General features: G+C 69.5%; 19 protein-coding genes and 5 pseudogenes. 10 read left to right on the forward strand and 14 right to left on the reverse strand.

What is annotated here, in order from left to right:
- The first annotated feature begins 139 nt into the window (after nt 1-139).
- The 4 genes from ABZ725_RS29350 to ABZ725_RS29365 all read left to right on the forward strand — a co-directional run bounded on the left by ABZ725_RS29350 (nt 140) and on the right by ABZ725_RS29365 (nt 6,661).
- Nucleotides 140-2,116 carry a M20/M25/M40 family metallo-hydrolase gene (locus tag ABZ725_RS29350; RefSeq protein ID WP_358805535.1) on the forward strand — a complete coding sequence of 659 codons (1,977 nt, stop codon included), beginning with the start codon at nt 140-142 and terminating at the stop codon, nt 2,114-2,116.
- 52 nt (nt 2,117-2,168) lie between these two features.
- Nucleotides 2,169-4,181 (forward strand): M36 family metallopeptidase, encoded by a 2,013-nt coding sequence (locus ABZ725_RS29355; protein WP_358805536.1) that lies wholly within the window; start codon nt 2,169-2,171, stop codon nt 4,179-4,181.
- A 552-nt stretch (nt 4,182-4,733) separates the two neighbouring features.
- Nucleotides 4,734-5,126: a hypothetical protein gene (locus tag ABZ725_RS29360; protein ID WP_358805537.1), complete on the forward strand. Its 393-nt coding sequence runs from the start codon at nt 4,734-4,736 to the stop codon at nt 5,124-5,126.
- A gap of 170 nt (nt 5,127-5,296) precedes the next feature.
- Nucleotides 5,297-6,661, forward strand: coding sequence for a glutamate decarboxylase (locus tag ABZ725_RS29365; protein WP_358805538.1), 1,365 nt, complete (start codon nt 5,297-5,299; stop codon nt 6,659-6,661).
- A gap of 306 nt (nt 6,662-6,967) precedes the next feature.
- On the opposite strand, the pseudogene ABZ725_RS29370 reads toward ABZ725_RS29365, so the two are convergent.
- From ABZ725_RS29370 to ABZ725_RS29390, 5 genes and pseudogenes are all read right to left on the reverse strand, one after another.
- Nucleotides 6,968-7,102: pseudogene (locus tag ABZ725_RS29370) on the reverse strand (phosphotyrosine protein phosphatase); the annotation flags it as partial.
- Between the two features lies 1 nt (nt 7,103).
- The gene (locus ABZ725_RS29375) at nt 7,104-8,474 is read right to left on the reverse strand and encodes a Fic family protein (RefSeq protein WP_358805539.1); all 1,371 of its coding nucleotides are present in this window, start codon (nt 8,472-8,474) and stop codon (nt 7,104-7,106) included.
- A gap of 338 nt (nt 8,475-8,812) precedes the next feature.
- Nucleotides 8,813-9,457 (reverse strand): GAP family protein, encoded by a 645-nt coding sequence (locus ABZ725_RS29380; protein ID WP_358805540.1) that lies wholly within the window; start codon nt 9,455-9,457, stop codon nt 8,813-8,815.
- A gap of 491 nt (nt 9,458-9,948) precedes the next feature.
- Nucleotides 9,949-10,299, reverse strand: coding sequence for a hypothetical protein (locus ABZ725_RS29385; protein ID WP_358805541.1), 351 nt, complete (start codon nt 10,297-10,299; stop codon nt 9,949-9,951).
- Between the two features lie 483 nt (nt 10,300-10,782).
- Nucleotides 10,783-11,159 (reverse strand): annotated as a pseudogene (locus ABZ725_RS29390) (phosphotransferase); the annotation flags it as partial.
- A 653-nt stretch (nt 11,160-11,812) separates the two neighbouring features.
- Between ABZ725_RS29390 and ABZ725_RS29395 the strand changes: the two are divergent.
- A complete protein-coding gene (locus ABZ725_RS29395; RefSeq protein ID WP_358805542.1) occupies nt 11,813-13,354 on the forward strand; it encodes a protein kinase in 1,542 nt (513 codons plus the stop codon).
- 121 nt (nt 13,355-13,475) lie between these two features.
- A pseudogene (locus ABZ725_RS29400) lies at nt 13,476-13,579 on the forward strand (IS5/IS1182 family transposase); the annotation flags it as partial.
- Nucleotides 13,580-13,833: 254 nt separating this feature from the next.
- On the opposite strand, the gene ABZ725_RS29405 reads toward ABZ725_RS29400, so the two are convergent.
- The gene (locus ABZ725_RS29405; protein ID WP_358805543.1) at nt 13,834-14,265 is read right to left on the reverse strand and encodes a MarR family winged helix-turn-helix transcriptional regulator; all 432 of its coding nucleotides are present in this window, start codon (nt 14,263-14,265) and stop codon (nt 13,834-13,836) included.
- A gap of 64 nt (nt 14,266-14,329) precedes the next feature.
- Between ABZ725_RS29405 and ABZ725_RS29410 the strand changes: the two genes are divergently transcribed.
- Nucleotides 14,330-15,097 (forward strand): alpha/beta fold hydrolase, encoded by a 768-nt coding sequence (locus ABZ725_RS29410; protein WP_358805544.1) that lies wholly within the window; start codon nt 14,330-14,332, stop codon nt 15,095-15,097.
- Between the two features lie 396 nt (nt 15,098-15,493).
- On the opposite strand, the pseudogene ABZ725_RS29415 reads toward ABZ725_RS29410, so the two are convergent.
- From ABZ725_RS29415 to ABZ725_RS29450, 8 genes and pseudogenes are all read right to left on the reverse strand, one after another.
- Nucleotides 15,494-16,016: pseudogene (locus ABZ725_RS29415) on the reverse strand (RNA-guided endonuclease TnpB family protein); the annotation flags it as partial.
- Nucleotides 15,934-16,155 carry an MBL fold metallo-hydrolase gene (locus ABZ725_RS29420; protein ID WP_358805545.1) on the reverse strand — a complete coding sequence of 74 codons (222 nt, stop codon included), beginning with the start codon at nt 16,153-16,155 and terminating at the stop codon, nt 15,934-15,936. The gene ABZ725_RS29420 and the pseudogene ABZ725_RS29415, both read right to left, overlap by 83 nt.
- A 378-nt stretch (nt 16,156-16,533) precedes the next feature.
- On the reverse strand, nt 16,534-17,205 hold the full coding sequence (locus ABZ725_RS29425; protein ID WP_358805546.1) for a LysR family substrate-binding domain-containing protein: 672 nt from the start codon (nt 17,203-17,205) through the stop codon (nt 16,534-16,536).
- A gap of 46 nt (nt 17,206-17,251) precedes the next feature.
- The gene (locus tag ABZ725_RS29430) at nt 17,252-17,446 is read right to left on the reverse strand and encodes a hypothetical protein (protein WP_358805639.1); all 195 of its coding nucleotides are present in this window, start codon (nt 17,444-17,446) and stop codon (nt 17,252-17,254) included.
- Nucleotides 17,367-17,582 (reverse strand): annotated as a pseudogene (locus ABZ725_RS29435) (hypothetical protein); the annotation flags it as partial. The gene ABZ725_RS29430 and the pseudogene ABZ725_RS29435, both read right to left, overlap by 80 nt.
- On the reverse strand, nt 17,521-17,784 hold the full coding sequence (locus ABZ725_RS29440) for a hypothetical protein (RefSeq protein WP_358805643.1): 264 nt from the start codon (nt 17,782-17,784) through the stop codon (nt 17,521-17,523). The pseudogene ABZ725_RS29435 and the gene ABZ725_RS29440, both read right to left, overlap by 62 nt.
- A 94-nt stretch (nt 17,785-17,878) precedes the next feature.
- Nucleotides 17,879-18,163 carry a hypothetical protein gene (locus tag ABZ725_RS29445; RefSeq protein WP_358805547.1) on the reverse strand — a complete coding sequence of 95 codons (285 nt, stop codon included), beginning with the start codon at nt 18,161-18,163 and terminating at the stop codon, nt 17,879-17,881.
- Between the two features lie 269 nt (nt 18,164-18,432).
- Nucleotides 18,433-19,128: an alpha/beta hydrolase gene (locus tag ABZ725_RS29450; protein WP_358805548.1), complete on the reverse strand. Its 696-nt coding sequence runs from the start codon at nt 19,126-19,128 to the stop codon at nt 18,433-18,435.
- Nucleotides 19,129-19,204: 76 nt separating this feature from the next.
- Here ABZ725_RS29450 and ABZ725_RS29455 point away from each other — a divergent pair, with 76 nt between their 5' ends.
- The 3 genes from ABZ725_RS29455 to ABZ725_RS29465 all read left to right on the forward strand — a co-directional run bounded on the left by ABZ725_RS29455 (nt 19,205) and on the right by ABZ725_RS29465 (nt 20,813).
- The gene (locus tag ABZ725_RS29455) at nt 19,205-19,837 is read left to right on the forward strand and encodes a TetR/AcrR family transcriptional regulator (RefSeq protein WP_358805549.1); all 633 of its coding nucleotides are present in this window, start codon (nt 19,205-19,207) and stop codon (nt 19,835-19,837) included.
- 350 nt (nt 19,838-20,187) lie between these two features.
- Nucleotides 20,188-20,445, forward strand: a complete 258-nt coding sequence (locus tag ABZ725_RS29460) for a hypothetical protein (RefSeq protein WP_358805550.1) — start codon at nt 20,188-20,190, stop codon at nt 20,443-20,445.
- Nucleotides 20,442-20,813, forward strand: coding sequence for a fic family toxin-antitoxin system, toxin component (locus ABZ725_RS29465; protein WP_351918693.1), 372 nt, complete (start codon nt 20,442-20,444; stop codon nt 20,811-20,813). Before ABZ725_RS29460 ends, ABZ725_RS29465 begins: the two co-directional genes overlap by 4 nt.
- The last annotated feature ends 188 nt before the right edge of the window (nt 20,814-21,001 follow it).

Here is a 21,001-nt window from a genome sequence, read left to right on the forward strand (position 1 = left end):
ACGAATACCACGAATACCCTCTCGCGCCGCGCCCACCGCTCTCGCGGTTTCTCTCGCTCCTCGAACGGCTGTTGCCGCCCGGGACGTACAACCGGTCACGTGCCGATTCCGGACCGGTTCACTTCGTGGAGGCACCGACATGCCCGTGCTCTTCTTCGACATAGGAGCGACCCTTGCGGATGCCCGGGAGGAGGCGGACGGTTCGCTGACGCTGCTGCCCCGACCGCGCGTCCTCGCAGTTCTTGACGCCTTCCTCGACGTGCGCAAGGGCGTCATCTCCAACCCGGGCCCGAGCGAAGGCGCCGCGGAGCGGCTCGCGTCGGCCCTGCGGGCGGCGTTCCCCGGCCGGTTCACGGACGACACGCTCATCCATTGGGGCCCCAAGAACAGCCGTCAGATCTTCGACGAGGCGGTCGCCGGCACGGGGAGCGAGGGGATCCCGGCCGCCGCAGCCGGCGAGTGCGTCTTCGTGGGCGAGGACCACGAGGAGCGCGCATTCGCCGGACAAGCCGGGCTGCGTACGGCGGCCCACCCTGTGTTCACCGGCGCCGCTCTGGAGAACCGTCCTGTCTTTTGGGCGCGGATCGAGCTGCCCGAGGACCGGGGGCTGCCTGCACTGGAGACGGTCGCGAACCAGACCGAGGTCGTTCCCGTGCACATCGCCTCCGCGCGGCTCGTGCTGGCCATGGCGAGCATGCGCGGCGCCGCGGCACTCGAACAGGCCGGTTTCACGGTCGACCTGCGGGGACCGGTGGAGGACACAGCGGCCTTCCTGATCCGCGACGACCGCACCCACACCCCTGCCGACGGCGTCGCGGACGGCCCGGACAGGGCGATCACACGCGCCACGTCCGCTTTCGGCGTCGTCGCAGACGAACTCGCCGGCCTCACGGCCCCGCCGCTCCTCCCGCTGGGTCCCGCACCGGGCGGTGTCTACGTCGCCGCACCCGCCGGCGCTCCGATCGAGGACGTCCACCTGCCGGGCGCGAAGCCCGGCCACACCGAGCGACTGCTTCCGGACCCGGCACTCCTGTCCCGCCCCGGCGAGGCATGGGCACAAGGACTCGCCGCAGGCCTTGCGGGAGGCCCGGCGGCGCCGGGCCCGCCCGCGTCGGCAGCCGGAGACGGCCGCCCCTCCGCGGAGACGATCGCCGCGGTACGCGCGGCCGTGACCCCCGAGGTACTCCGCGGCCATGTCGCGCGCATCTCTGGTGTCGCACCGCTCAGAGACGGCGAGGCGCTGCTGGTGAGCAGCCGTGACGCCTCCGCCGCGGACAACCCCCGAGTCGTCGAAGCGCTCGCGGACCGCTTCCAGGACCTCGGCCTGAGGGTACGACTGCACCGGTTCCGGTGGCGCGGACGCCGGTTGTTCAACGTGGAGGCCGAGCACCAGGTAGCCGGGGCGGACTCCACGGTCCTCATCACCGCTCATCTGGACTCCACTGCCTCCAGCGGTGAATTCGTCGACGAGAACGGTGACCCGCGCCCCTACGATCCTGCCGTGGACCCCGCACCGGGCGCCGACGACGACGGCAGCGGAACGGCCGCCGTCATGGCCGCGGCAGAATGCCTGCACGACTTGCTCGACGAGGGCAGGACACCGACCCGGAACGTGCGCTTCGTGCTCTTCAACGCTGAGGAACAGGGTCTGGTCGGCAGCAAGTTCTATGCGCGGGCCGCCGCAGCGGCGGAAGACCGCATCGCCGCTGTCTTCCAGATGGACATGATCGCGGGTCGCCAACAGGGCAGCCCACCCACCGTCGAGATCCACGCCGGTTCCGCGGTGACGGGTCCGGTCGTCGGCGCATCCGACGCGCTGGGCGCTCTCGTGGCGGACACCGTTCCCGCCGTCGACCCCGCGGTGACGGTCCAACAGCTCACGGGCCCTTCCGATCCGGCGATCGGCCGGAGCGACCACGCCAGCTTCCACGAGCGGGGGTGGGCGGCCATCGCCGTCTCCGAGGACATTTTCGCTCTGGACGGTGGGCCCGGCACGGGCACCAGGCAGTACCACACCCCTGGAGACACCCTCACCGACCAGGATCACAGTCCGGAGTTCGCGGCCACGATCGCCCGCTCGGTCACGGCGAGCGCCCTCACCCTCGCGGGCCTGTAACCGACAAGACAGCCGAAGCCGGGCCTCGCGTCTGGTGACAGGAGCAACCGTCATGACACAGCTGATCGACAAGCGGGATCTGGAGTACGACCGGCTCGCCCGGGTCCAGGGCGCCGAGGCGTTCCTCGCCGAGACCGATCGCGTGGCGGAGTCGGTGCGTCACACCCTCATCGCCGACGACAGCAAGGTGAATCGCTTCACCGGGCATCTGACCGAGCTGCGGGTGGACGGCGCACCGGCCGGCCTCGCCGACCGGGCGGGTGCCGCCACCGACGGCGACTACATCGCCCGCGCCAAGGAATACCTCTCGTCGGTCTCGGGGGCGATCGGCTTCGCCGCCGGAGAGCCCGTCGAGTTCGAGGCCGATCCGAAGGTGACGACCACGAGCGGCGGCATGCACGTGGTCAGTCTCCAGCAGACACTCAACGGCATCGACGTGTGGGGCATGGCCCCCAAGGTGTGGCTGCACGAGGACGGCACGGTCGACAGGGTCGTCGGCGACACGGCGAGCGTGCCGAGCAACGTGCCCACGATGCCGGCGGTGCCGGTCGAGACGGCCCTGGCCGCCGGCGCCGCGAAGGCCGCCGAACCGATCAGGACCGAAGGCCCGTTCGGCACCGACGAGCTGCCGGCCCTGGACATCTCGGACGGCTTTGGGCGGCTCAGTTCGCAGGCGCGCAACGACCAGCCGATGACGTTCGAGGCAGGGGCCTTCGACGCGGCGATCCCCGGGCGGCTGGTGTACTTCTACATGGGCGACGACGTTCGTCTCGCCTGGTCGTTCAGGTTCTCTCGCGCGAACGGCGCCGTGCAGTACCACGCGCTCGTAGAGGCCGACGAGAGGACGGCGGACGCGGCGGCACCCCAGGTTCTGTATCTCCAGGACCTGACCAATCACGTCGTCGGAGGGCTGGTGGTCCGGCAGAACCCGGCCGAGACCGAGCCCGCCCTGGCCTCCTTCCCGCTGCCGCTGACCGACTATCCGGTCAAACTTCCGCCGGCGCCGTTGCCCGGGTTCCCCGGACCCTGGGCCACGCAGCGCAACGGGCACGTGGCGACCGTCGGGAACAATGTGCGGGCCGTCGACGCGGACACCGGCAAGAGCTTCCAGGTCGACGTCGATGCGGCGGGCAACGGGGTGTTCGCCCCGAACCCCGACACGGCGGAACAACGCGTCACCAACATCTTCTTCGTGTGCAACTACATGCACGACTTCTTCATGATGCTCGACTTCACGGAGGAGCACGGCAACTTCCAGACCGTCAATTTCTCGGGCCTGGGCAGAGGGGCCGACCCCGTCGTCGCACTCGCCCACCCCAGGCCCGTCTTCGGCACGGCCAATATGCTCACGCGCGCCGACGGTCTGGCAGCGGAGATGAACATGGGTCTGGTCGCCAGAACCAACAGGCACACGGCCATGGACGTGGACGTCCTCCGCCACGAGTTCACACACGGTGTGACCAACCGGCTCGTCGGCGGCCTGCACGATGCCAACGGTCTGCGCGAAGAGCAGTCCGAGGCGATGGGCGAGGGCTGGTCGGACTACTTCGCACTCACCATCCGCAACTTCTTCCGGGAGCGGGAGCACACCGTTGTCGGCGACTGGGTGGTCGACCGGCCGGGTGGCTTCCGCCAGCGGCCGTACGACGACAGTTACCCCGGTGACTTCGGGGACATCGGGAAGGCCACGGGCGGACTCGACTACACGAAGATCCACAACGTCGGCGAGATCTGGTGCGCCGCGCTCCTGGAGATGACCCGCAGGATCAGCGCGGAACTCGGCAGCAAGGAGCGCGGCTACCGGGTCGCCTGGCAGGCCGTCGTCGACGGGCTGAAACTCACCCCGAAGAACCCCTCGTTCCTCACCGCCCGCGGCGCGATCCTGCGAGCCCTGAGGGATCTCAAGGGCACGGCGTTCACCGAGGCCGAGTACCCCCAGGTCCGTAAGGCGGCCTGGGGATCCTTCGCCCGCTACGGCATGGGCTTCGACGCCTTCTGCCCGAACGCGTCCTTCACCGGCTGCCGGGCCGGCAGCAAGCTGCCCCCGGCCGGACACGAGGACTGAAGCGGTTCACCTGTCCCGCTCGCTCCACCATGCACAACGGCAGGTCGAGAAGGAAGTGCTTGTCCTCGGAGCCAGGATTGTCGTCGAACGCCTTGAGCGCCTCCGCATGAGCCTCGTACGGGCGAGGGGCCTCGCCGTCGCCCGTACGTTCTCGACGCAGCGTCGATCAGGGCCTGGAACTCGGAGGGCGGGTCCGTGTCCGTCCAGGCCTGCCACCAGCGGTTGAGGGTGATGGCGGGGGTGAGCCAGGAACGGATGGCCCGTAAGGCCTGGGTCAGCAGGGCGGTTGGGGCCGATGGGTTCGGCTGGGACCCCCAAAGGGTCTCGACGGGGTCCACTATCCGACAGGCCGCATTCGGGCGCTCTCTCGGAGCCGCGGGCAGGCCCATCGGCAGTGGCGGACGGCCCGCAGCACCCACGAACCGGCCGCCGGGGAGCAGAGGCGGCGGTGCCGACACGAATGGGCCTTACCGATTGCGAGCTGCCGTGATGCTGCGTCTCATGGATCCCATGCAGCAACGTGTCTCTCCGTCAGACGATGCCATTCCTCCGATGGAGCGCTCGCACTGGGTGGCCTTCGCGGGAATCCTGCTGTTCGTCAGTGCTCTCTTCAATCTGCTCAACGGATTCGTGGCGATCTTCAATCATGGCTACTACTCGACCGTCTACTCCCAGGGCAACCGGCTGCTCATCCTCAACTACACGGCCTGGGGCTGGATCTGGGTTGCCATCGGCATCGTGATGGCCCTGGCGGGCATCGGCGTGCTCGTGGGCTCCCGGGGGGCACGACTGACGGGCATCTGCCTGGCGGCATTCTGCCTGGTCGGGCAGATGATCTTCCTTCCGGTCTACCCGTTCTGGTCTCTGGCCACCATGCTGCTGTCCGTGCTGGTCCTCTACGGACTCCTGGCCGAGCCGCGGCATGTGCACGGGGCGCGCGTGTAGGAGACGTGGAAGATCCTCCGAGACTCCGGCGACGGCGGCCCGGAGGCAGGGGAGCAACCGGCGGGGGAGACCGAGGACGCCATCGAGCGCGCCGAACAGGAAACCGAGCGCTGTTTCGTCTTGGTGTGTCCCTCGCTCGCGGCAGGCTCTGGTGCTGTTTGAATCGCTGCATGACCAAGCGTGATGATGCGGCTCTTTTTGGTAACCGGTTCTTGACTGTGGCTGCTCCTTCGGAGACCTTTCCCGAGGAAGGCATGGCCGCGACGGACGCAATGAGGCTCGTCGATGTGGATCTCGCCATGGAGGGCGACCCGCAGCGCAACCTCGCCACGTTTGTCACCACTTGGATGGAGCCGGAGGCGCAACGGCTGATCGCCGAGAATCTCCACCGCAATTTCATCGACCATGCGGAATACCCCATTTCCGCGGAGATCGAGCAGCGTTGCGTGCGTATGCTCGCCGACCTCTTCCACGCGCCGGGCAGGACGACCGGATGCCGGACCCAGGGCTCGTCCGAGGCGATCATGCTCGGCGGGCTGTCGCTGAAGTGGAAGTGGCGCGAGCGCCGCCAGGCAGCCGGTCTGTCGGTCGACCGGCCCAACTTGATTTTCGGCGGAGACGTCCACGTCGTGTGGGAGAAGTTCTGCCGCTACTTCGACGTCGAGCCGCGGATCGTTCCGCTTGCCGAGGGCAAGTACACGATCGGCCCGAATGACGTGGAGACCCACCTCGATGAGAACACGATCGGCGTCGTCGCCGTCCTCGGCACCACGTTCACCGGCCACAAGGACGATGTCGGCGGGATCGACAAGCTCCTGCGGGACGTCCGCAAAGAGCGGGACCTCGACATCCCGATCCACGTCGACGGCGCCAGCGGCGCATTCGTGTGGCCCTTCCTGTACCCGGACTCGAAATGGGACTTCCGGCTCGAGCAGGTCCGTTCGATCAACGTCTCGGGACACAAATACGGCCTGGTCTACCCCGGCATCGGATGGCTGGTCTTCCGTGAGGAGTCCGACCTGGCCAAGGACCTCGTGTTCTACGAGAACTACCTGGGCAAGACCGACGCGACCTTCACGCTGAACTTCTCCACCGGTGCGTCGATGGTGCTCGCGCAGTACTACAACTTCGTGAGGCTCGGTCGCCAGGGCTACACCTACGTCATGAAAATGATGCAGGAGAACGCCCGCGCATTGGCGGACAACCTGCGCAGCAGCGGCCGCTTCGAAGTAATCGGGAGCGACCTCGAGCAGCTGCCGCTGGTCGCCTTCCGTCTCGCCGGCAAGCACGCCTACGACGAGTCCGACATCGCCTGGCAGCTCTCTGCGGAGCGGGGCTGGATGGTGCCGGCATACACGCTCCCGCCCAACGCGGAGCGGGTGAAGATCCTGCGCGCCTTGGTCAAGGAGACTCTGAGCCGCGAACAGATCGATCGCCTCAGTCAAGACATCGCCGACGCGTGTCGCACCTTGGACGACAAGGGCGCCACCCACGGGATCGAGCGGTCCCAGGTCAAGCGCGGCACCGGCTACTGACGCACTCTCACGCAGCAGCAGTTTCGGGTGGCCGCGCACCGGCGCCCCCAGCCGGCTCCAGCGCCTCGCGGCGCACATGTGGATCGGCCCTGCCCGCACCGCCGTCCTCGTGACGCAGGACTCGACGCAGAGCGCTCGGTGTGACTGAGCGCCAGAGTTGGCGGCGCTCGCCAACTGAGCTGCTCAGCTCGGCGTGGGTCCACTCCCACTGGACCTACGTTGCTCAAGCAGCGCCTTCGCGCGAGTCGCGCCATCTGTCGCCCGTAGCCCGGTCGGGCCGGGTACCGCGATCAGGACACTGGAAAATCCGAGCTCGGCGAGCAGGCCACGGACCCGGCGCACGAGCTTGTCGCGGACCGGGCGTACGGTGTCGATGCCCTGGCCGGCGGGGTCGTCGAGCGTCCAGTCCAGGTAGGGCTTCCCGGGGAAGTCCGGACAAGTCCTAGGAGCCGAGGGAGGCGGCGCTGCGTCGGGTCTCCGCAAGGTGGGTGTCGACGTACCGGGCGAGGATCAGCGCGTCCTGGGGGTCGCTGGCCTGGAAGGTGATGCGACGGAGCAGACCGACCCCGTTGAGCGCGACGCCCTCGCGGGCGAGGACGAAGAGGAGGGTGAGGAAGGCGGACCGGGCGTTGCCGTCGTCGAAGGGATGGAAGAAGCAGACGTCGAGATAGGCGCGTGCGGCACGGGCGGTCAGGGGGAGGGTCCGCCCTCCGTCCGTTGCGCTTTCGGCCAGGCAGGCATCGAGGCGGGCGCGGGTGTTTGGGCCGATGCCGTAACGTTCCCGGCCCCTCTTGGCGAAGGCGGGCAAGCTGCGGAACGCCGGCGGCTGCGGTGTGTGAAGGACGTGCTGGTGCCAGCTGCGGAGCAGTTCGAAATCGAGCCGGGCGCCGCGCTCCGCGTCGGCCCGCAGCAGCTTCAAGGCAGCGAGCAGTCCCTCCGCGCGGGCGGGATTTACGGCACCGTCGAACAAGCGGATGTCCTCCGCCGCGCCGTCGCGCGAGGGGGTCACCGGCCCGTCCGCGCTGCCGTCCGGGCCCTCCTGCCACGGCACGGCCTCGCGCACCGCGAGCCAGCGCTCCAGATGGTCCGCTACGGGCTCGGCGGACCGTGTGCCGCTGTCCGGCCGCAGCGACAGCGCGAGCCGCTCCGCGACGTTGTCGACCAGCACTGTGCCGGGGCTGGTCCAGCTCAGGAACCGCCCGCCGATCGCCTCGCCGACCAGCTCCTCCGCGACGTCGGGTGCGATGTGCCAGCGGCTGAGGAACCAGGTGAGCACTTGATGGCAGTGCCCGTGCCAGCCGCTGCCGCACCCGGTGCGGTCGATCACCTGCAGGATCAGGTTCCGGGCGGCGCGCTCCCACAAGATCCGCTGATCCTCGACGGCCGCCAGCTCCAGCGGGTACGCCTCGAACCATCCGGCCAGAGTCTCCAGCCACCCGCGCCACTCGCACAGCGCCGCGACGACACGGGCGAGGGTCTCGTCCGGGGCGGTGATCGAGTCCCGCGGGCAACACCAGTTTCCGACCGGCCCTCCGTCGAAGTCCCCTTCATCGTGCGCCCAGCGCCAGCCCACGGCCCAGCGGCCGTAGCGTTGGACGAGGGCATGCGACATGGCGTCGGCCCAGAGCTTGCCCTCGCCCCAGCTCCAGGCACTCATCGCCGGGTCGGCCAAAGGGACATCGGGGCGGCGTGGCACTCGCCGGGCCGGCCCGAGCGAGTGCACCACCTGCGTTGCAGACGCCTTGTCGAAGGGATGACGGTCGGGGTCCGCCTCGTCCCAGCTCAGATAGCCAGGGGCCAACTCGGGAATCACCGCCACAGCCTGCATGCCTACCCGACACCAGTTCAAGTGGATTACCGCGGGCGCTGGGCCTGCCAACCCTGACGCACATCCCCGCCAACTCAAGCGCTCATCCGCCAAACGAAGCGCTACCCGACCACACTCGGGCATGGTCCGGTGGTCGAAGGTGATGCACACCGGGAGCCCGTGCCGGCTCATGGACAGGACCAACCTGCGGCGTGACGCGCCGCCGCTGCCGTCACCCTGACGGCCAAAACGGTCGGCCGACCGAAGCGCATCCAGGAGATACTCCGGGATGTCAGACCACTACCAAAGACGCGTGTAGGACGCCGCCGCCGGAGCCGTTCCTGTCAGGCGACCAGTTCGGCGATGCTCCGGGCCGCCAGCCACAGGCCGAGCAGCAGGGAGAGCGTGACGATCAGCTGCTCCTGATGCTGCTCCAGCGAGCTCCGCATGGCGTTCAGCCGGGCGTTCGCGACAGCGGGCGCCCACACCACGTACATCTCCATGACGACAAGGCTGAGCGTGGCCAGCAGACAGTAGCCGGTCAGCGCGAGCCAGCCGGCAAGGTCGGAGAGGTTCGCCTCGACAGCGGTCGCGGCGCCGGCACCGACCAGTGCCCAGGGCTGCAGCAGCCAAGCCAGACCGGCTGCCGTGGCCGGAGAGGCGTTGTCGATCCGGGCGGTCCAGCGTGGCGGGCCGTGCGGGCGGGGCGGTCGGCGGTACCGGTGTGCGCTGTACAGCACCAGTGCCAGGCCGATGGCGAGTTTCGCATCGATCACGGCAGTCGAGGGCACGCTGTGACGGGCCGGAGGCTGACCGCCGGTCAGCAGCACCACACAGGCGATCACCGCAAGCAGGTTGGCCAGCCACGACAACAGGAACGCCAGGCCCTGGCGAACGCCGCGCCGCGAGGAGAGCAGCAGGACGAAGGCGCTGTTGTGCAAAGGCCCCAGAGTGATGGCCGTACCGATCACAACCAGGTCGAGGACCATCGATCAGCCGCTCCTGGGTGTCAGGACCGTCGGGCCGCCTGGCGGACGGGTGGACCGATCGGCAGAGTGAGGCGGCGCTGCTGCGGTGCCGCATCCCGACTCTGCAAGTGACGGCCCGGCTGGTCAAGCAGGCCACGCCCGCATGGCGGCACCGACTGTCCGGCAGGCTCCCGGACGAGCGTGGCCTGGGCTTCTGCTTCGAGGTTGACGCGTCGCGGTGCCGCCGGGTCCCCGACCCGACAGGGACTCGGCGGCTTGTGCCTCCTGCCTTCAAGGGCGTGTCAGATTCCGTGGGTCGTGGGGCGATGGGTGGGCAGGGTCTGCGTTGGCTGAGCCCGGGTCTGCGTTCGCAGCGAAGGCACCATCTGGCTCCGACGGGCGCCGGGTGAAAACGCACAGGCGAGCCATATATGGCCGGGCCTCGTTCGAACTCCTCCGGACCCGCGTCCTCACCCAGCCATGACCTCACGACGCTCAAATGCGTCACAGCACTACCGAGACAGGAAGGCAGAGGCTGCACCTGCCAAGAGCGGGCCGACGACGACCACGTTGGTCTGGAAGTCGCTGAAGGCAGTCCGATCCACGCCCAGAGCCGTCTCAAGGCGGGACCGTTTTACCAACGCTTCCGCCAGCTCATCGGGAGCCGGCTTCCCCAACGGGTGGCACAGGTCGACCAGCTCGCGTCCGCGCTGGCGCAGTTTCGCCGCCACCGGGGCGTACACGATTGCGACGAGTGCGGAACTGCCGGCTCCGAAGACCAAGGTGGTCTCGATGTCGGTGTGTCCGGTCATGCGCTGGCTAGTAGCCTCGGCAATGACCAACAGGGCGATGATTCCACCCATGACGGTCAGCAGAGCCTGCAGCAATCGGCGGGCTGTGACCAAGGCTGCGAACTGAAGGCCGAGTGGAATGGGAGAGACCCGCCAGCAAGATCAGTACCAGTGCCCGCCAGGCGCCGGCGAGGTTCCCGCGTAGTGCCACGGCCAGCACCGCACCACTGGTCACGTACAGCACCGCCAGCGGCCAGACCACCGCCGACAGCGGCACGCCGCCGAGCGCAGCAAGCTCTGTCCATCGCCGGAGTCCATGAACGAGGGCAGCTCCGCTGGCGGCGGTCAATGCAACAGCAGCACAGCTCCACATCACCCACTCATCGGAGCCGCGGTATGCGGACGTCAGCGCCACGGTCAGCCCGGCGGCAGCGCCCACGGGAACCGTCAGGCCGGCGAGGTACGGATACGGGGTACGAATCCGAACGCTCATGCACCGGCTCCCGTCACCGCCCTGCGAGTTGCATCCTCCCCCCTGCACTGACCGCTCCCACCCCGCACCCGCCAGCACAGCCGCTCGCTCGCGGCCGCGGCCAGCACCCCGCCGGCCTTCTCATACGCCTCGGCGAACCGCAGACCCCACACCGGGCCGTGCAGCAGCGCGAGATTGGTGGAGCAGTGCGCCACATCGAGATCCGTCGGGCCGCAGGAGACAGCCGCCCAGTGGACGACGCCGGCGATCCGGGCGCCTGCCGACCTTGGGGGCGGCACGTCGAACGGCACGTTGCCGGGGTGGAAGTCCCGGTGCAGGAATCACCCTTCATGGGGCGGCGCGGGCTTGCGGATCACGTCGATCGCCACGAGTTGACGGGCCGGCAGAGGACGCGCGTCTCCAATCCCTCGTCGTCGTGCTTGAGCCTGAGCATGGTGCGCCTGCCGAAGGTGGCAGAAGCGAGGAGTCCACACCGGCGCGGTGGTGTTCGCGTCCCGCGGTGAGCAGGGCGCCGATCGGGTCGGCCTGCGCCGGGGCGGGGCGCGTGGAGGCGGCAGAGGAGGAGCGCGAGCGCTGCATCCGGCCGCCCGCAGGGCGGTGGTCGATGGTCGGCGCCGACGACCGGGGGAGCGTCACTGCTGACCTTGGAACGCCGAACTCCGTACAGTGAAGGGGAGACTTCGGGGAAGCCTGGGACATGAGGTTCGGGTCGGGAAGGGCAGGAACAGGGAAGCTCTGGGGCACAAGGGCGAGTGCCGGGCGGGGTGCGGGTGGCGCGCACGCGTTCTGCCGAGCCGGCGTCACCCGGAATCCGGTGCCCGGAACAGGGCGGTGGCTGTCCGCCGTTCTCCCGTTGCCGCGCGGGTATCTGCCGGTTTCGCAATGTCTGACGGGTTTTCGCGGCCAGGCCTGGCGGTGCCGGGAATTCCCCGTTCGGCACAACTTCCGTTCGATGTCGATGAGTTGGGAAGCAACGCGAAGGGACAACCCGTCCCGCATACTTGCGGGCGCGGACCACCGTGCCCAGGAGCACGCAAGCCAAGACTCAGCGCGTGATTCGTGCGCTGACGCACACCCCGGGGAACAGTCGTCATGAAAAACCTTCAGCCGTCGGACCCGGCGTCCATAGGCGGTTATCCGTTGCTCGGCCGACTCGGCGCGGGCGGCATGGGGCAGGTGTTCCTGTCCCGTACGGGTTCGGGCCGGCTGCTCGCGCTGAAGACGATCCGCGACGATCTCAGCTCCGAGCCGGGGTTCGAGGAGCGGTTCGCCCGCGAGATACGCAACAGCGACCGCGTCCGTTCGCCGTGGACCGTGACGGTCGTGGACTACAGTGCGCCGGGCCAGTCCCCGCAGTGGCTGGCCACCGAATACGTGCCCGCGCCCTCGCTTGCCGAATGGGTCACGGCCCATGGCCCGCTGCTGCGGACCGCGCTGCTCTCGCTCGCCGCCGAACTGTGCGCCGCCGTGCAGGCCGTGCACCAGGCCGGTCTCGCGCACCGGGACGTCAAGCCCGGGAACGTCCTGCTGGCACGCGACCGGCCACGGCTGATCGACTTCGGTGTGGCACGGGCCGCCGACGACAGCCGGCACACCCGTCTCGGCGTCTCCGTGGGCTCCCCCGGCTTTCTCGCACCGGACCAGGCCGTCGGCGCTGTCGCCGCCGAACCCGCCGACGTGTTCTCGCTGGCCGCCGTGCTGGTGTACGCGGCAACCGGACGCGGCCCCTTCTCCCGCGCCGGGGAACAGGTCCCCGCGGCCACCCTGCTGTACCGGGTGGTCCACGAGGAACCCGACCTCACCGGCGTCCCCCCGGAGTTGACGCCGCTGCTCACCGCGTGTCTGGCAAAGGACCCGGCCGCGCGCCCGACGGCGGCCCGGCTGAGCGGATGGCTGGAGGAGAGGGGCGGCCGGACCGGGCGCTGGCCCGAGGAATGCCCCGGAGACCTCTCCGGACAACTGACCGAGGCCGAGCAGGCGACGCGCACCCTGGTCGACCTCGCCCAGCACTCCACCGCGGCCGCCGCCGGTCCGGGATCGGCCACGCAGACGACGAGGTCCGACGCCGCCCCGGCCGAGTCCGGCCGACGCCGTCGGCTCGCCTGGCTGCTGACCACGGCCGGTGCGGCGGTCGCGGTCGTGGTGGCCGTGGTGGCCGCCGTGCACTTCGGAACGCAGCGCTCCTCGGCCGAGTCCGCCCCCTCCGCGAAGGAACGGCCGTCCGGCTCGGCGACCGCCGGGAAGACGCCGTCCGCCTCGGCCCAGGAGACTCAGGAGCCCCAGCAGAGTCAGGAGCCCGACGCGGCGCTCAAGGTCGTACAGGCCACGTTCGAGCTGGCCACCGGAGAGTCCGTGGGGACCAGCGCTCGGAGTCTGATCATGCAGGAGGACGGCAACCTTGTGGTCTACGACCAGGACCACAAGGCGCGCTGGGCTGCGATGACCGGTGGCGAGGGCAACTCCGCCCGCTTCCAGGCGGACGGCAACCTGGTCGTCTACAACAGCGGCGGGCAGCCCTTGTGGGCCTCACAGACCAATGGCCACCAAGGAGCGGTCCTCGTGTTCCAGGCGGACGGAAATGTTGTGATCAAGTCCGGCGACACCGTGCTCTGGGCGGCGGGAACAGAGGGCTGAGCGCTCCGGTGCCGAAGTCCTGACGTGCGCCTGTCCGCTCGGAATTCCTCCCGGCCGGGGCCCGCCGCACATCGACCGAAACGCCGCCGACCTGCCGTTCCGCGCAGGCCTGTCCGGGCGGCGGTATGGCCCGTGGCAACCGTCTACGAACGCTTCGCCCTCTGGAAGGCCGACGCGGCCTCGGCGAAGCAGGTGGTGGAACGTGCCCAGGTCGAAGACGACGCGAGGTGGAGGTCTCGGTGGGCGAGGCCGTGTGGCTCCCTTCGGGTAGCGGCGGCGCAGGTTGGCGGCGAGGATGCGATCGAGCACGCGGTCGGACAGGATCGGGCCCAGGCACATGATCGGGGCGGCGTCCCTGCCTGCGGTGTAGCGGGTGCGCGGTCTGCGGGCGATCACGGCCCGCGATCACCCGGGGGGCGGCGTCTGCGGTCAGGCGCAAACTGCATGGCTATTGCCGACGCGGAGTGACCGTTCTCGGCTCAGGGGCTGCTTTCGTCCTCGGGCCGCCCCTCGAGCTTCCGTAGCAGTCCCAGCAGTGCCTCTCGCTCCGTCTCCGCCAGATTCTCGAAGCACTCCGCGAGCACCGAGTTCGCCACCTCGTTGCCGGCCTTCAGCACCCGCTCCCCCTCGGGGGTGAGGTGATGTTCGAGCCGCCGGCCGCGCCCGGGGCGCCGGTCCACCAGTCCCTGCGCCAGCAGTCGTCCGGCGAGCGTGCCGAACGCCTGCTCGCTCTGGAACGTCGCCGCCGCCAACTCCCGTGCGCTGACGCCGGGCGTGCGGCCGATCGCCCGTAGCGCGTCCCACTGCGCGAGCGTGCTGCCGACGGACGCGAGGCGGCTGTCGAGTGCTCGGTGCTGGCGGTACTGGACGGCCTTCACGGCCCTTCCGAGGATCTGCAGTTGAACGACCATGCCGATCAGGCTAGCACTCTGACTAAGCTTGCTTATATAAACATCTTTAGTTACTGTCCTGGTCATGACTTCGACTCCGGAACTGACGCTCACCGAATCCGGCCCCGCCGCCGGCCGCCCCGTCCTCGTCCTGCACGGCGGCGGTGGTCCCGCCACCGTCGCCCCGATCGCCGAGCACTTCGCCGCCACCGCCCATGCTCTGCTGCCCACCCACCCGGGCTGGAACGGCACCCCCCGACCCGACAGCCTCACCACCGTGGCCGACCTCGCCGCCGCCTACCTCCGGCTCCTCCGAGACCGTCGACTGTCCGACGTCCTGGTCATCGGCTCCTCGCTCGGAGGCTGGATCGCCGCCGAGCTGGCCGCGGCCGACACGCAGGGCCTGATCAGCGGGATCGTTCTGATGAACTCGGTCGGCATCGAGGTCGACGGCGAACCGATCCGAGACTTCTTCACCCTCGACGCGCGAGGCGTCGCCGAGTACGCGTACCACGACTCCGCCCGCTTCTACGTCGACCCGGCGACCCTCCCGGCCGAGCGACTTGCCGTCCTCCAGGCAAACATGGCAGCCCTGCGCGTCTTCTCCGGCGGCCCCGCCATGAGCGACCCCACCCTCCGCCCCCGCCTGGCGGCCGTCACCGCCCCCACCCTCGTCCTGTGGGGCGAGAGCGACCGCATCGCGACCCCGGCATACGGCAAGGAGTACGCCGCGTCGTTCGGAAATTCCTGCTTCGAAGTCGTGCCGGAAGCGGGCCACTTGCCCCACCTCGAACAGCCTGCGCGCACCTTCTCCCTGCTCGACGGCTTCGCCGCGGAGACCAGGTGCCGCTGAGAAGCGTCGGGCGGCTCACGAGCCAAGCCGAAGCCGGCCGCACCGGGCACTCGCGCCGGCCCGCTTCGCCCACCCGGAGCGCCCGCGCCGCCGCCCCGCCCCGACTGACATCCGCCTTCCTCGCCCGCTGATTCCCGGAGGGTCAACCGATCGGTGGTTGATCGGATGGGGGTTCGCGCTCAGCTCTTCGAACGCGGTGGCGGGTGGACGGTGCGGTATGAAGTCCTTGATCTGTTGGGCGCATTCGGCCGGGCTGCCGGTAGCGGCACCGGCATCAGGCCTCGACCGGCCGGTCCGCAGTTCGGCCCGTCGTGCGTGGTGCCAACTGAGTTGGGTTTGACTTGCACCTCGGGCTGAAGCCCGAGGATTCCGGCCTTCTCGATCGTTGCTGTGCCGCTACGCGGCACGGGGTTCGGTCGGGAATCCATGGCTTCCTGTTCCTCGCGCTGTGCCAGAACGAGTTCTGGTCTTACCGGCGCTCCGCAGGCCGATACCGCCAGTCCGGCGGCCGTCTTCACGTTGATCGCAGCGTTGATGTCCCGGTCGTGGACGGTGCCGCAGGCGGCGCAGGTCCATTCCCTACATCGAGGGGTTTGGGCCCGTCTTTGACGCCGCAGGTGGAGCAGACCTGACTCGTCGGCTCGAACCGGCCGATCTTGATCAGAGTCCGTCCGTACCGTTGTGCTTTGTACTCCAGCATGTTCACGAATGAGGCCCAGCCGGCGTCATGGACGGACTTGGCCGGCCGGGTGCGTGCCAGTCCCGTCACGGACAGGTCCTCCACGGCGATCCCTTGGTTCTCGGAGATCAGCTGTGTGGAGAGCTGGTGGTGGAACTCATGGCGGGCATCGGTGACCTCGACGTGGGCGCGAGCGACCTTGAGCCGGGCCCTTTCGCGGTTCTTCGAGCCTTTCTGCTTGCAGGATCAGGAACGGGATGCCACAGAAGTGGTCGCCGTGAAGATGGGACGCCACCACCGCGTCCACCTCGGCCGGGTCCAGGCCCTGCTGTCGCATGGCGACCAGGCTCGTCGCCCCGCAGTCCACCAGCAGCGTCATGCCGGCGCCACGCACCTGCACGTATGCCTGGAACAGCCCGCCACTGCCGAAAGCACCCCGCTACCCACGAACCGCACCTGCATGTCCACCCCGCAGCCGCTCGCATCGTCGACGCCAGCGCGACGGGTGGCTCATCATGTCGGGCCTCGTCGCTACGATCAGCCACCTGATCGGAGTCACGCCGTAGCCGTCACGTCCGAGGGAGTCGGCCAAGGTGCAGATCACACCATCCGCGCGGATTCTTCGCATGCTCGGTGAGATTGAGATTGAGATCGAGGAGTGGAAGTGTCTCCGGAATTGATCGAGAATGCCTTTGACGACTTCAACGAGATCATGATTTTCATCATCCTGGAAGCGGCCGCGCGACGATGTCGATTCTCACTGTGCGCCAACATCGCCTCCGTTTGAAACGGCATCGCCTCCAAGCTGCCACATTTCATAGTTCCCACATTCTGCCGTGATCTCGGCCGCCGCCTGAGCCGCGGTGAAGAAGTCATCGACCACTGGCGAGGTGCGCGATGCCGCCACCGCGAGGCACACCTGGTCGGGCGCCAGCTCCGGGACGGGCACATAGATGACGTCCGGATGTGAGTAGAACACGGTCGCCGAACGGGCCAGGAACGAGATGCCCCGGCCGGCCGCGACATGCTCGAGCGTCTCGTCCACCCCGCGCACCAGGTACCCGGCGTTAGGGTGCGGGCGCCTGGTGGGCTGCGTGCTCGGGTCGGCATGCCAGACCAGCGGTTCGCCGGCCAGGTCGGTCTCGGTGACCTCCTCCTTGCCGGCCAACCGGTGGCCGGCGGGCAGCACCGCCACCCGCGGCTCGGTGTACAGCGGGGCGACGCGCAGGCCGGCCTCGTCGATGGGCAGCCGTACATAGCCGACGTCGATGCGGCCGTCGAGCAGCATCGGTGCCTGGTCGTCCCATTCGATCCGCTGCACGTCCACCAGAACGTCTGGGTGCCGGTCGGCGAACAGCCGTACCGCTGGGGCAACCGCGATGCCTGCCCGGAAGCCGACCATTATCCGCCGGCTGCCGCGGGCGGCCACGGACACCCGGCGGCGGACCGCGTGGGCGGAGGCGAGCCGGGAACGCTCACGGCGGGCAGGCCCAGACGGCTGCCGATGGCCTCGGCGATCTCGCGGAGCGGGATAACGCAGAACTCGTTGCCGTCCGGATCCGCCAGGATGTGCCATGTCCTGCCGTTCTCGCGGACCGGACGCCCGTGAGCGCGGCCGCTCCCAAGTCGGTGACCCGGCGGACCTCGGCGGTCAGGTCCCGGGTATGCAAGTCCAGGTGAAGACGGTTCTCCGCGACCTTTCATGTCGGCGGTGCGCTGCAGGAGGATCCCGATGCCCTGCCCGTCATGCGGGCGCAGCCTCCGGTACATGCCGCCGCTCGTCTTCCCCGCGGCCTCGCCTTTCACGGCCTCGCCCTCGGCGACGGAGCCGAGCGCGGCGGTCCAGAACCGGGCGGCCGGCGACCCAGGCTTCGGCGTCGGAGGTGCCGGACGGGTGGAAGGCCTGCGACGCGGTCCACAGGTACTCGCCGACATGCACGATGTCGAGCAGAACGTGCACGGGGATGCGGCGGCGGTCGACATCGGCGTGGACGAGGTCGAGCAGCATCGGTGTTGCGGACGGTGTCCGCGGTCACCCGCAGATCCCGGGCGACCGCGACGATCGATGGCGCCTCCGGCCCCGCACACGCCAGCAGGAGAAGTCACACAACTGCAGCGAGCATCACCTGTGCAGGACACTGGCAGGGGCAGCTCCCCCGGGGTGGGTGGTACCGGGGGCAGGCGGCGTTGAGCATCTCCTGGACGCTGCGCTTGAAGCCGGTGTCGACCAGGGCGAACTGCGATCCCGACCGGTCCAGGTAGCGGTTGCTGTCCTCGGCGTACCTGACCAGGTCGTTCCAGCTGTCGGACGGCTCGTCGCGCTGCGGCCGGTTGCGGAAGCCGTCCGCCCCCGGGGCGCCCCCACGGCGCCGCCTTGTCAAGGGCATCCCGCGCATGCGCGGGATGTGGAGCTCGCCGCAGTAGGCGGAGAGTGATCCCTGGCAGCGGTGCGGCACGACTGCCCTGGTGATCCAGCAGCCGCCGCGGCTGGTCCTGGAGCCGGCGCTGATGGGAGTCGCGGGATGTCAGCTGCCGCCGGCGTCTGCTGAGCCTGATTCACTGCGCGTTGCGTAGGCCGTCGACAGTAGTTCTTCCTCGGCACTGACGACGGTCTCCTGGCCTTCGGATCGCGGGCCCGGCTCGTCCGCGGCCGCCGTCACAGGCTGAGCAGGAGGTCCCGGACTGCGGCGGGCCGGGACAGGAACGGGTGGTGTCCGGCGTCGAGTTCGACGACACTGCCGGCCCGGCGGGCGAACTCGTGCTGCAGCCGCGGCGGGGTGCCCCGGTCCTGGGTGCAGACGAGGTATGTCGATGGCGCCTGCTGCCATGCGGCCGCCCCGACGGGCTGCCCGGTCACCTGCACGCTCTGTCGGGCGAGGTGGTCCGCCGCCTGTGCTTGGACCTCGGGGTCGCAGTCCTGCAGGAATGTGTCCACGAGCAGTTCGGGGCGAACCCCGAAGGTGCCGGCGGCGGGGTCGACGTCGAGGAACGGGGCGGGGCTGCCGTCTGCGAACTCCGACAGGCTCTGCCCGACCTCGGGCAGGTAGCTGGAGATCAGCAGCAGGTGGCGTACCGACCCGACGCCCGCGGCGGCTTCCGCGGTGATGATGCCGCCGTAGCTGTGGGCGACCACAACGGTCGGCTCGTCGCTGTTCAGCAGCGCCTGCCGCACCGCCGCGACGTCCTCGGGCAGCCCCGGACCGCCGGCTCCTGCGGGCGGGCCCGCCTCGCCGCAGCTCGGCAGCGCCGGGGCCAGGCTCGGCACGCCTCGCTCCTGTAGCAGCTCGGCGGTGCGGTGCCACCACCACGACCCGTCCCGCACGCACGCCCCATGTACGAACACGACCCTCATCGCTACCTCCACGTCTGCCTCGACCGCCTTTCGATCAACGGTAGACGTAGTAGCTGTTACGTGAAAAAGTTGGGCGGTGGGCAGACGACCGCAACCGCACATCAAGGAGAGGCTGCTTGACGCCTGCGCTGATCACGCCCTCGCGCACGGCCTCCCCGACCGGCTCGAGCCGCTGGCCACCGCCACCGGAACCTCGGCCCGAATGCTGATCTATCACTTCGGCACCCGCGACGCCCTGTTGCGGGCCGTCCTCGGGCACGCGCGGCAACGTCAGCTCGACACATTCGGCGACCTCCTGCGGGCGCGACCCGACGAGCCGTACACGGCCACCCTGGGTCGCGCCTGGACCTCGATCACCGGCCCGGACGGGCAGCCGTACCTGCGGATGTTCGGTCAACTGCGCGAGAGTGCGGAGCAACGGTTGTGGCCCAACTTCCGGCGCACCGCGACGACCGACTGGCTCGGGCCGCTCGAGGACGGCCTGCGCAGCATCGGCCGGCCGGATCTCGCGACGCTCGTCCTCGCTGTCATCCGCGGTCTCCTCATGGACCTCGACGCCACCGGCGACACCACCCGCACCGACCGGGCCTTCCGCGACTTCCTCGGCGCAGTCGAGCACCTGTCCAGCGGCTACCGCTCAAGCGCTGACCGCTCCCAGGAGGGCGCTAGCAGCAGCACGACCGGTACCGACACGTCGTCGGGCGCATAGTGCTGCGTCGCCGCCTATCGCCGAAGGTCACAGGCTCGACGCTTGGCTCGCAGTCGAGGAGCAGGGCGTTCCCGCAGCGGGATCGCCTTGCGGAGTGGGGGTGCGCCGACTGGGGTGGGGCGTCTGCGTCGATCAGTCGACCAGGGGCTGCCGGGGTCGAGGACCACGCGCTGCGCTCGACTTTGCGTACCACCCTTGTCCAGAGGACGCGGCCCCGGGGGCCGCGCCTTCGACATCGCGGGGGCTCCGCCCGGCGCACGCCAGGACTCGGGGCTGAGCCCATCGCGAGACTGGTGGGGTCGCACTGTTTCCACACCCAGATCTGCTACCACCTTGCTACCATGTGGGATGTGACTTCCACGAAGAAGCAGACACAGGTCCGGCTGGAAGAGGACGTGCTCGCGGCCGGCAAGGCCGCCGCGGCCGCCCGACGGCTGGACTTCAACAAGTACGTGGAGCGGCTCATCATCGAGGACACGACCGGTGCCCGCGCCGCCGGCATGACCGCCGCGCAGCGGCTCATCGATGAGCACGGCGCCTTCCTCGATGACCTGGAGCGGCAACTCGACGCTCCGTACGCCGAGCCTCATCCGGGCGCGGCCGCGTGATCCTGCACGTCGACGACTCCTGGATCCTCGAAGTGGCAGAACGGGCGGGCCATCGCGACCCGGCCGCCGACGATTACGGCGTCCCCATCGCAGCAGTCGCCCGCCACCGCGGCGAACTCCTCGACACACCCGTCTACGACGGCGCCTACGCCCGTGCCGCTGCCCTGGTACACACTCTGGGCCGCTGTCGCTGGCTGGAGCGATCCAACCTGACCGTGGCCTGCGCGGTCGCCGTCATGTATCTCGAGGCCAGCAACATCCCGGTCAGCCCCACGCGAGAACAGCTCACCGCGCTCGCCCATGAGCTGAACAACCCGCGCTGCACCGCCCCCCGGATCGCCTCTTTCCTGCGCACCTGGAAACCCTGACCCCGGTCGGGCGGAGGCCCTTGAGCTCCGTCCGGTGCAGACGTTGCCGATCATCTCGGCCGCAGCCCTGTGGGGCTGCGCGCGGGCGTGTCCGTATCCCCCCTCCCGCGTACGGGTTCTCCGTGCCGCCCGAGGAACCGTGGCGGTCGGCGTGCCCGGTCGGTCATCCCCTCACCGGAACGGGCGGC

It is taken from the genome of Streptomyces sp. NPDC006872 (genome assembly GCF_040635845.1).
Lineage (GTDB): Bacteria > Actinomycetota > Actinomycetes > Streptomycetales > Streptomycetaceae > Streptomyces.

What these genes read in the sequence shown, in the direction of transcription:
- ABZ725_RS29350 (WP_358805535.1), top strand. Translation starts at nt 140, where the DNA reads ATGCCCGTGCTCTTCTTCGACATAGGAGCGACCCTTGCGGATGCCCGG.
- ABZ725_RS29355 (WP_358805536.1), top strand. Translation starts at nt 2,169, where the DNA reads ATGACACAGCTGATCGACAAGCGGGATCTGGAGTACGACCGGCTCGCC.
- ABZ725_RS29360 (WP_358805537.1), top strand. Translation starts at nt 4,734, where the DNA reads ATGGAGCGCTCGCACTGGGTGGCCTTCGCGGGAATCCTGCTGTTCGTC.
- ABZ725_RS29365 (WP_358805538.1), top strand. Translation starts at nt 5,297, where the DNA reads ATGACCAAGCGTGATGATGCGGCTCTTTTTGGTAACCGGTTCTTGACT.
- ABZ725_RS29380 (WP_358805540.1), bottom strand. Translation starts at nt 9,457, where the DNA reads ATGGTCCTCGACCTGGTTGTGATCGGTACGGCCATCACTCTGGGGCCT.
- ABZ725_RS29385 (WP_358805541.1), bottom strand. Translation starts at nt 10,299, where the DNA reads ATGGGTGGAATCATCGCCCTGTTGGTCATTGCCGAGGCTACTAGCCAG.
- ABZ725_RS29395 (WP_358805542.1), top strand. Translation starts at nt 11,813, where the DNA reads ATGAAAAACCTTCAGCCGTCGGACCCGGCGTCCATAGGCGGTTATCCG.
- ABZ725_RS29405 (WP_358805543.1), bottom strand. Translation starts at nt 14,265, where the DNA reads ATGGTCGTTCAACTGCAGATCCTCGGAAGGGCCGTGAAGGCCGTCCAG.
- ABZ725_RS29410 (WP_358805544.1), top strand. Translation starts at nt 14,330, where the DNA reads ATGACTTCGACTCCGGAACTGACGCTCACCGAATCCGGCCCCGCCGCC.
- ABZ725_RS29420 (WP_358805545.1), bottom strand. Translation starts at nt 16,155, where the DNA reads ATGACGCTGCTGGTGGACTGCGGGGCGACGAGCCTGGTCGCCATGCGA.
- ABZ725_RS29440 (WP_358805643.1), bottom strand. Translation starts at nt 17,784, where the DNA reads ATGCTGCTCGACCTCGTCCACGCCGATGTCGACCGCCGCCGCATCCCC.
- ABZ725_RS29445 (WP_358805547.1), bottom strand. Translation starts at nt 18,163, where the DNA reads ATGCCCTTGACAAGGCGGCGCCGTGGGGGCGCCCCGGGGGCGGACGGC.
- ABZ725_RS29450 (WP_358805548.1), bottom strand. Translation starts at nt 19,128, where the DNA reads ATGAGGGTCGTGTTCGTACATGGGGCGTGCGTGCGGGACGGGTCGTGG.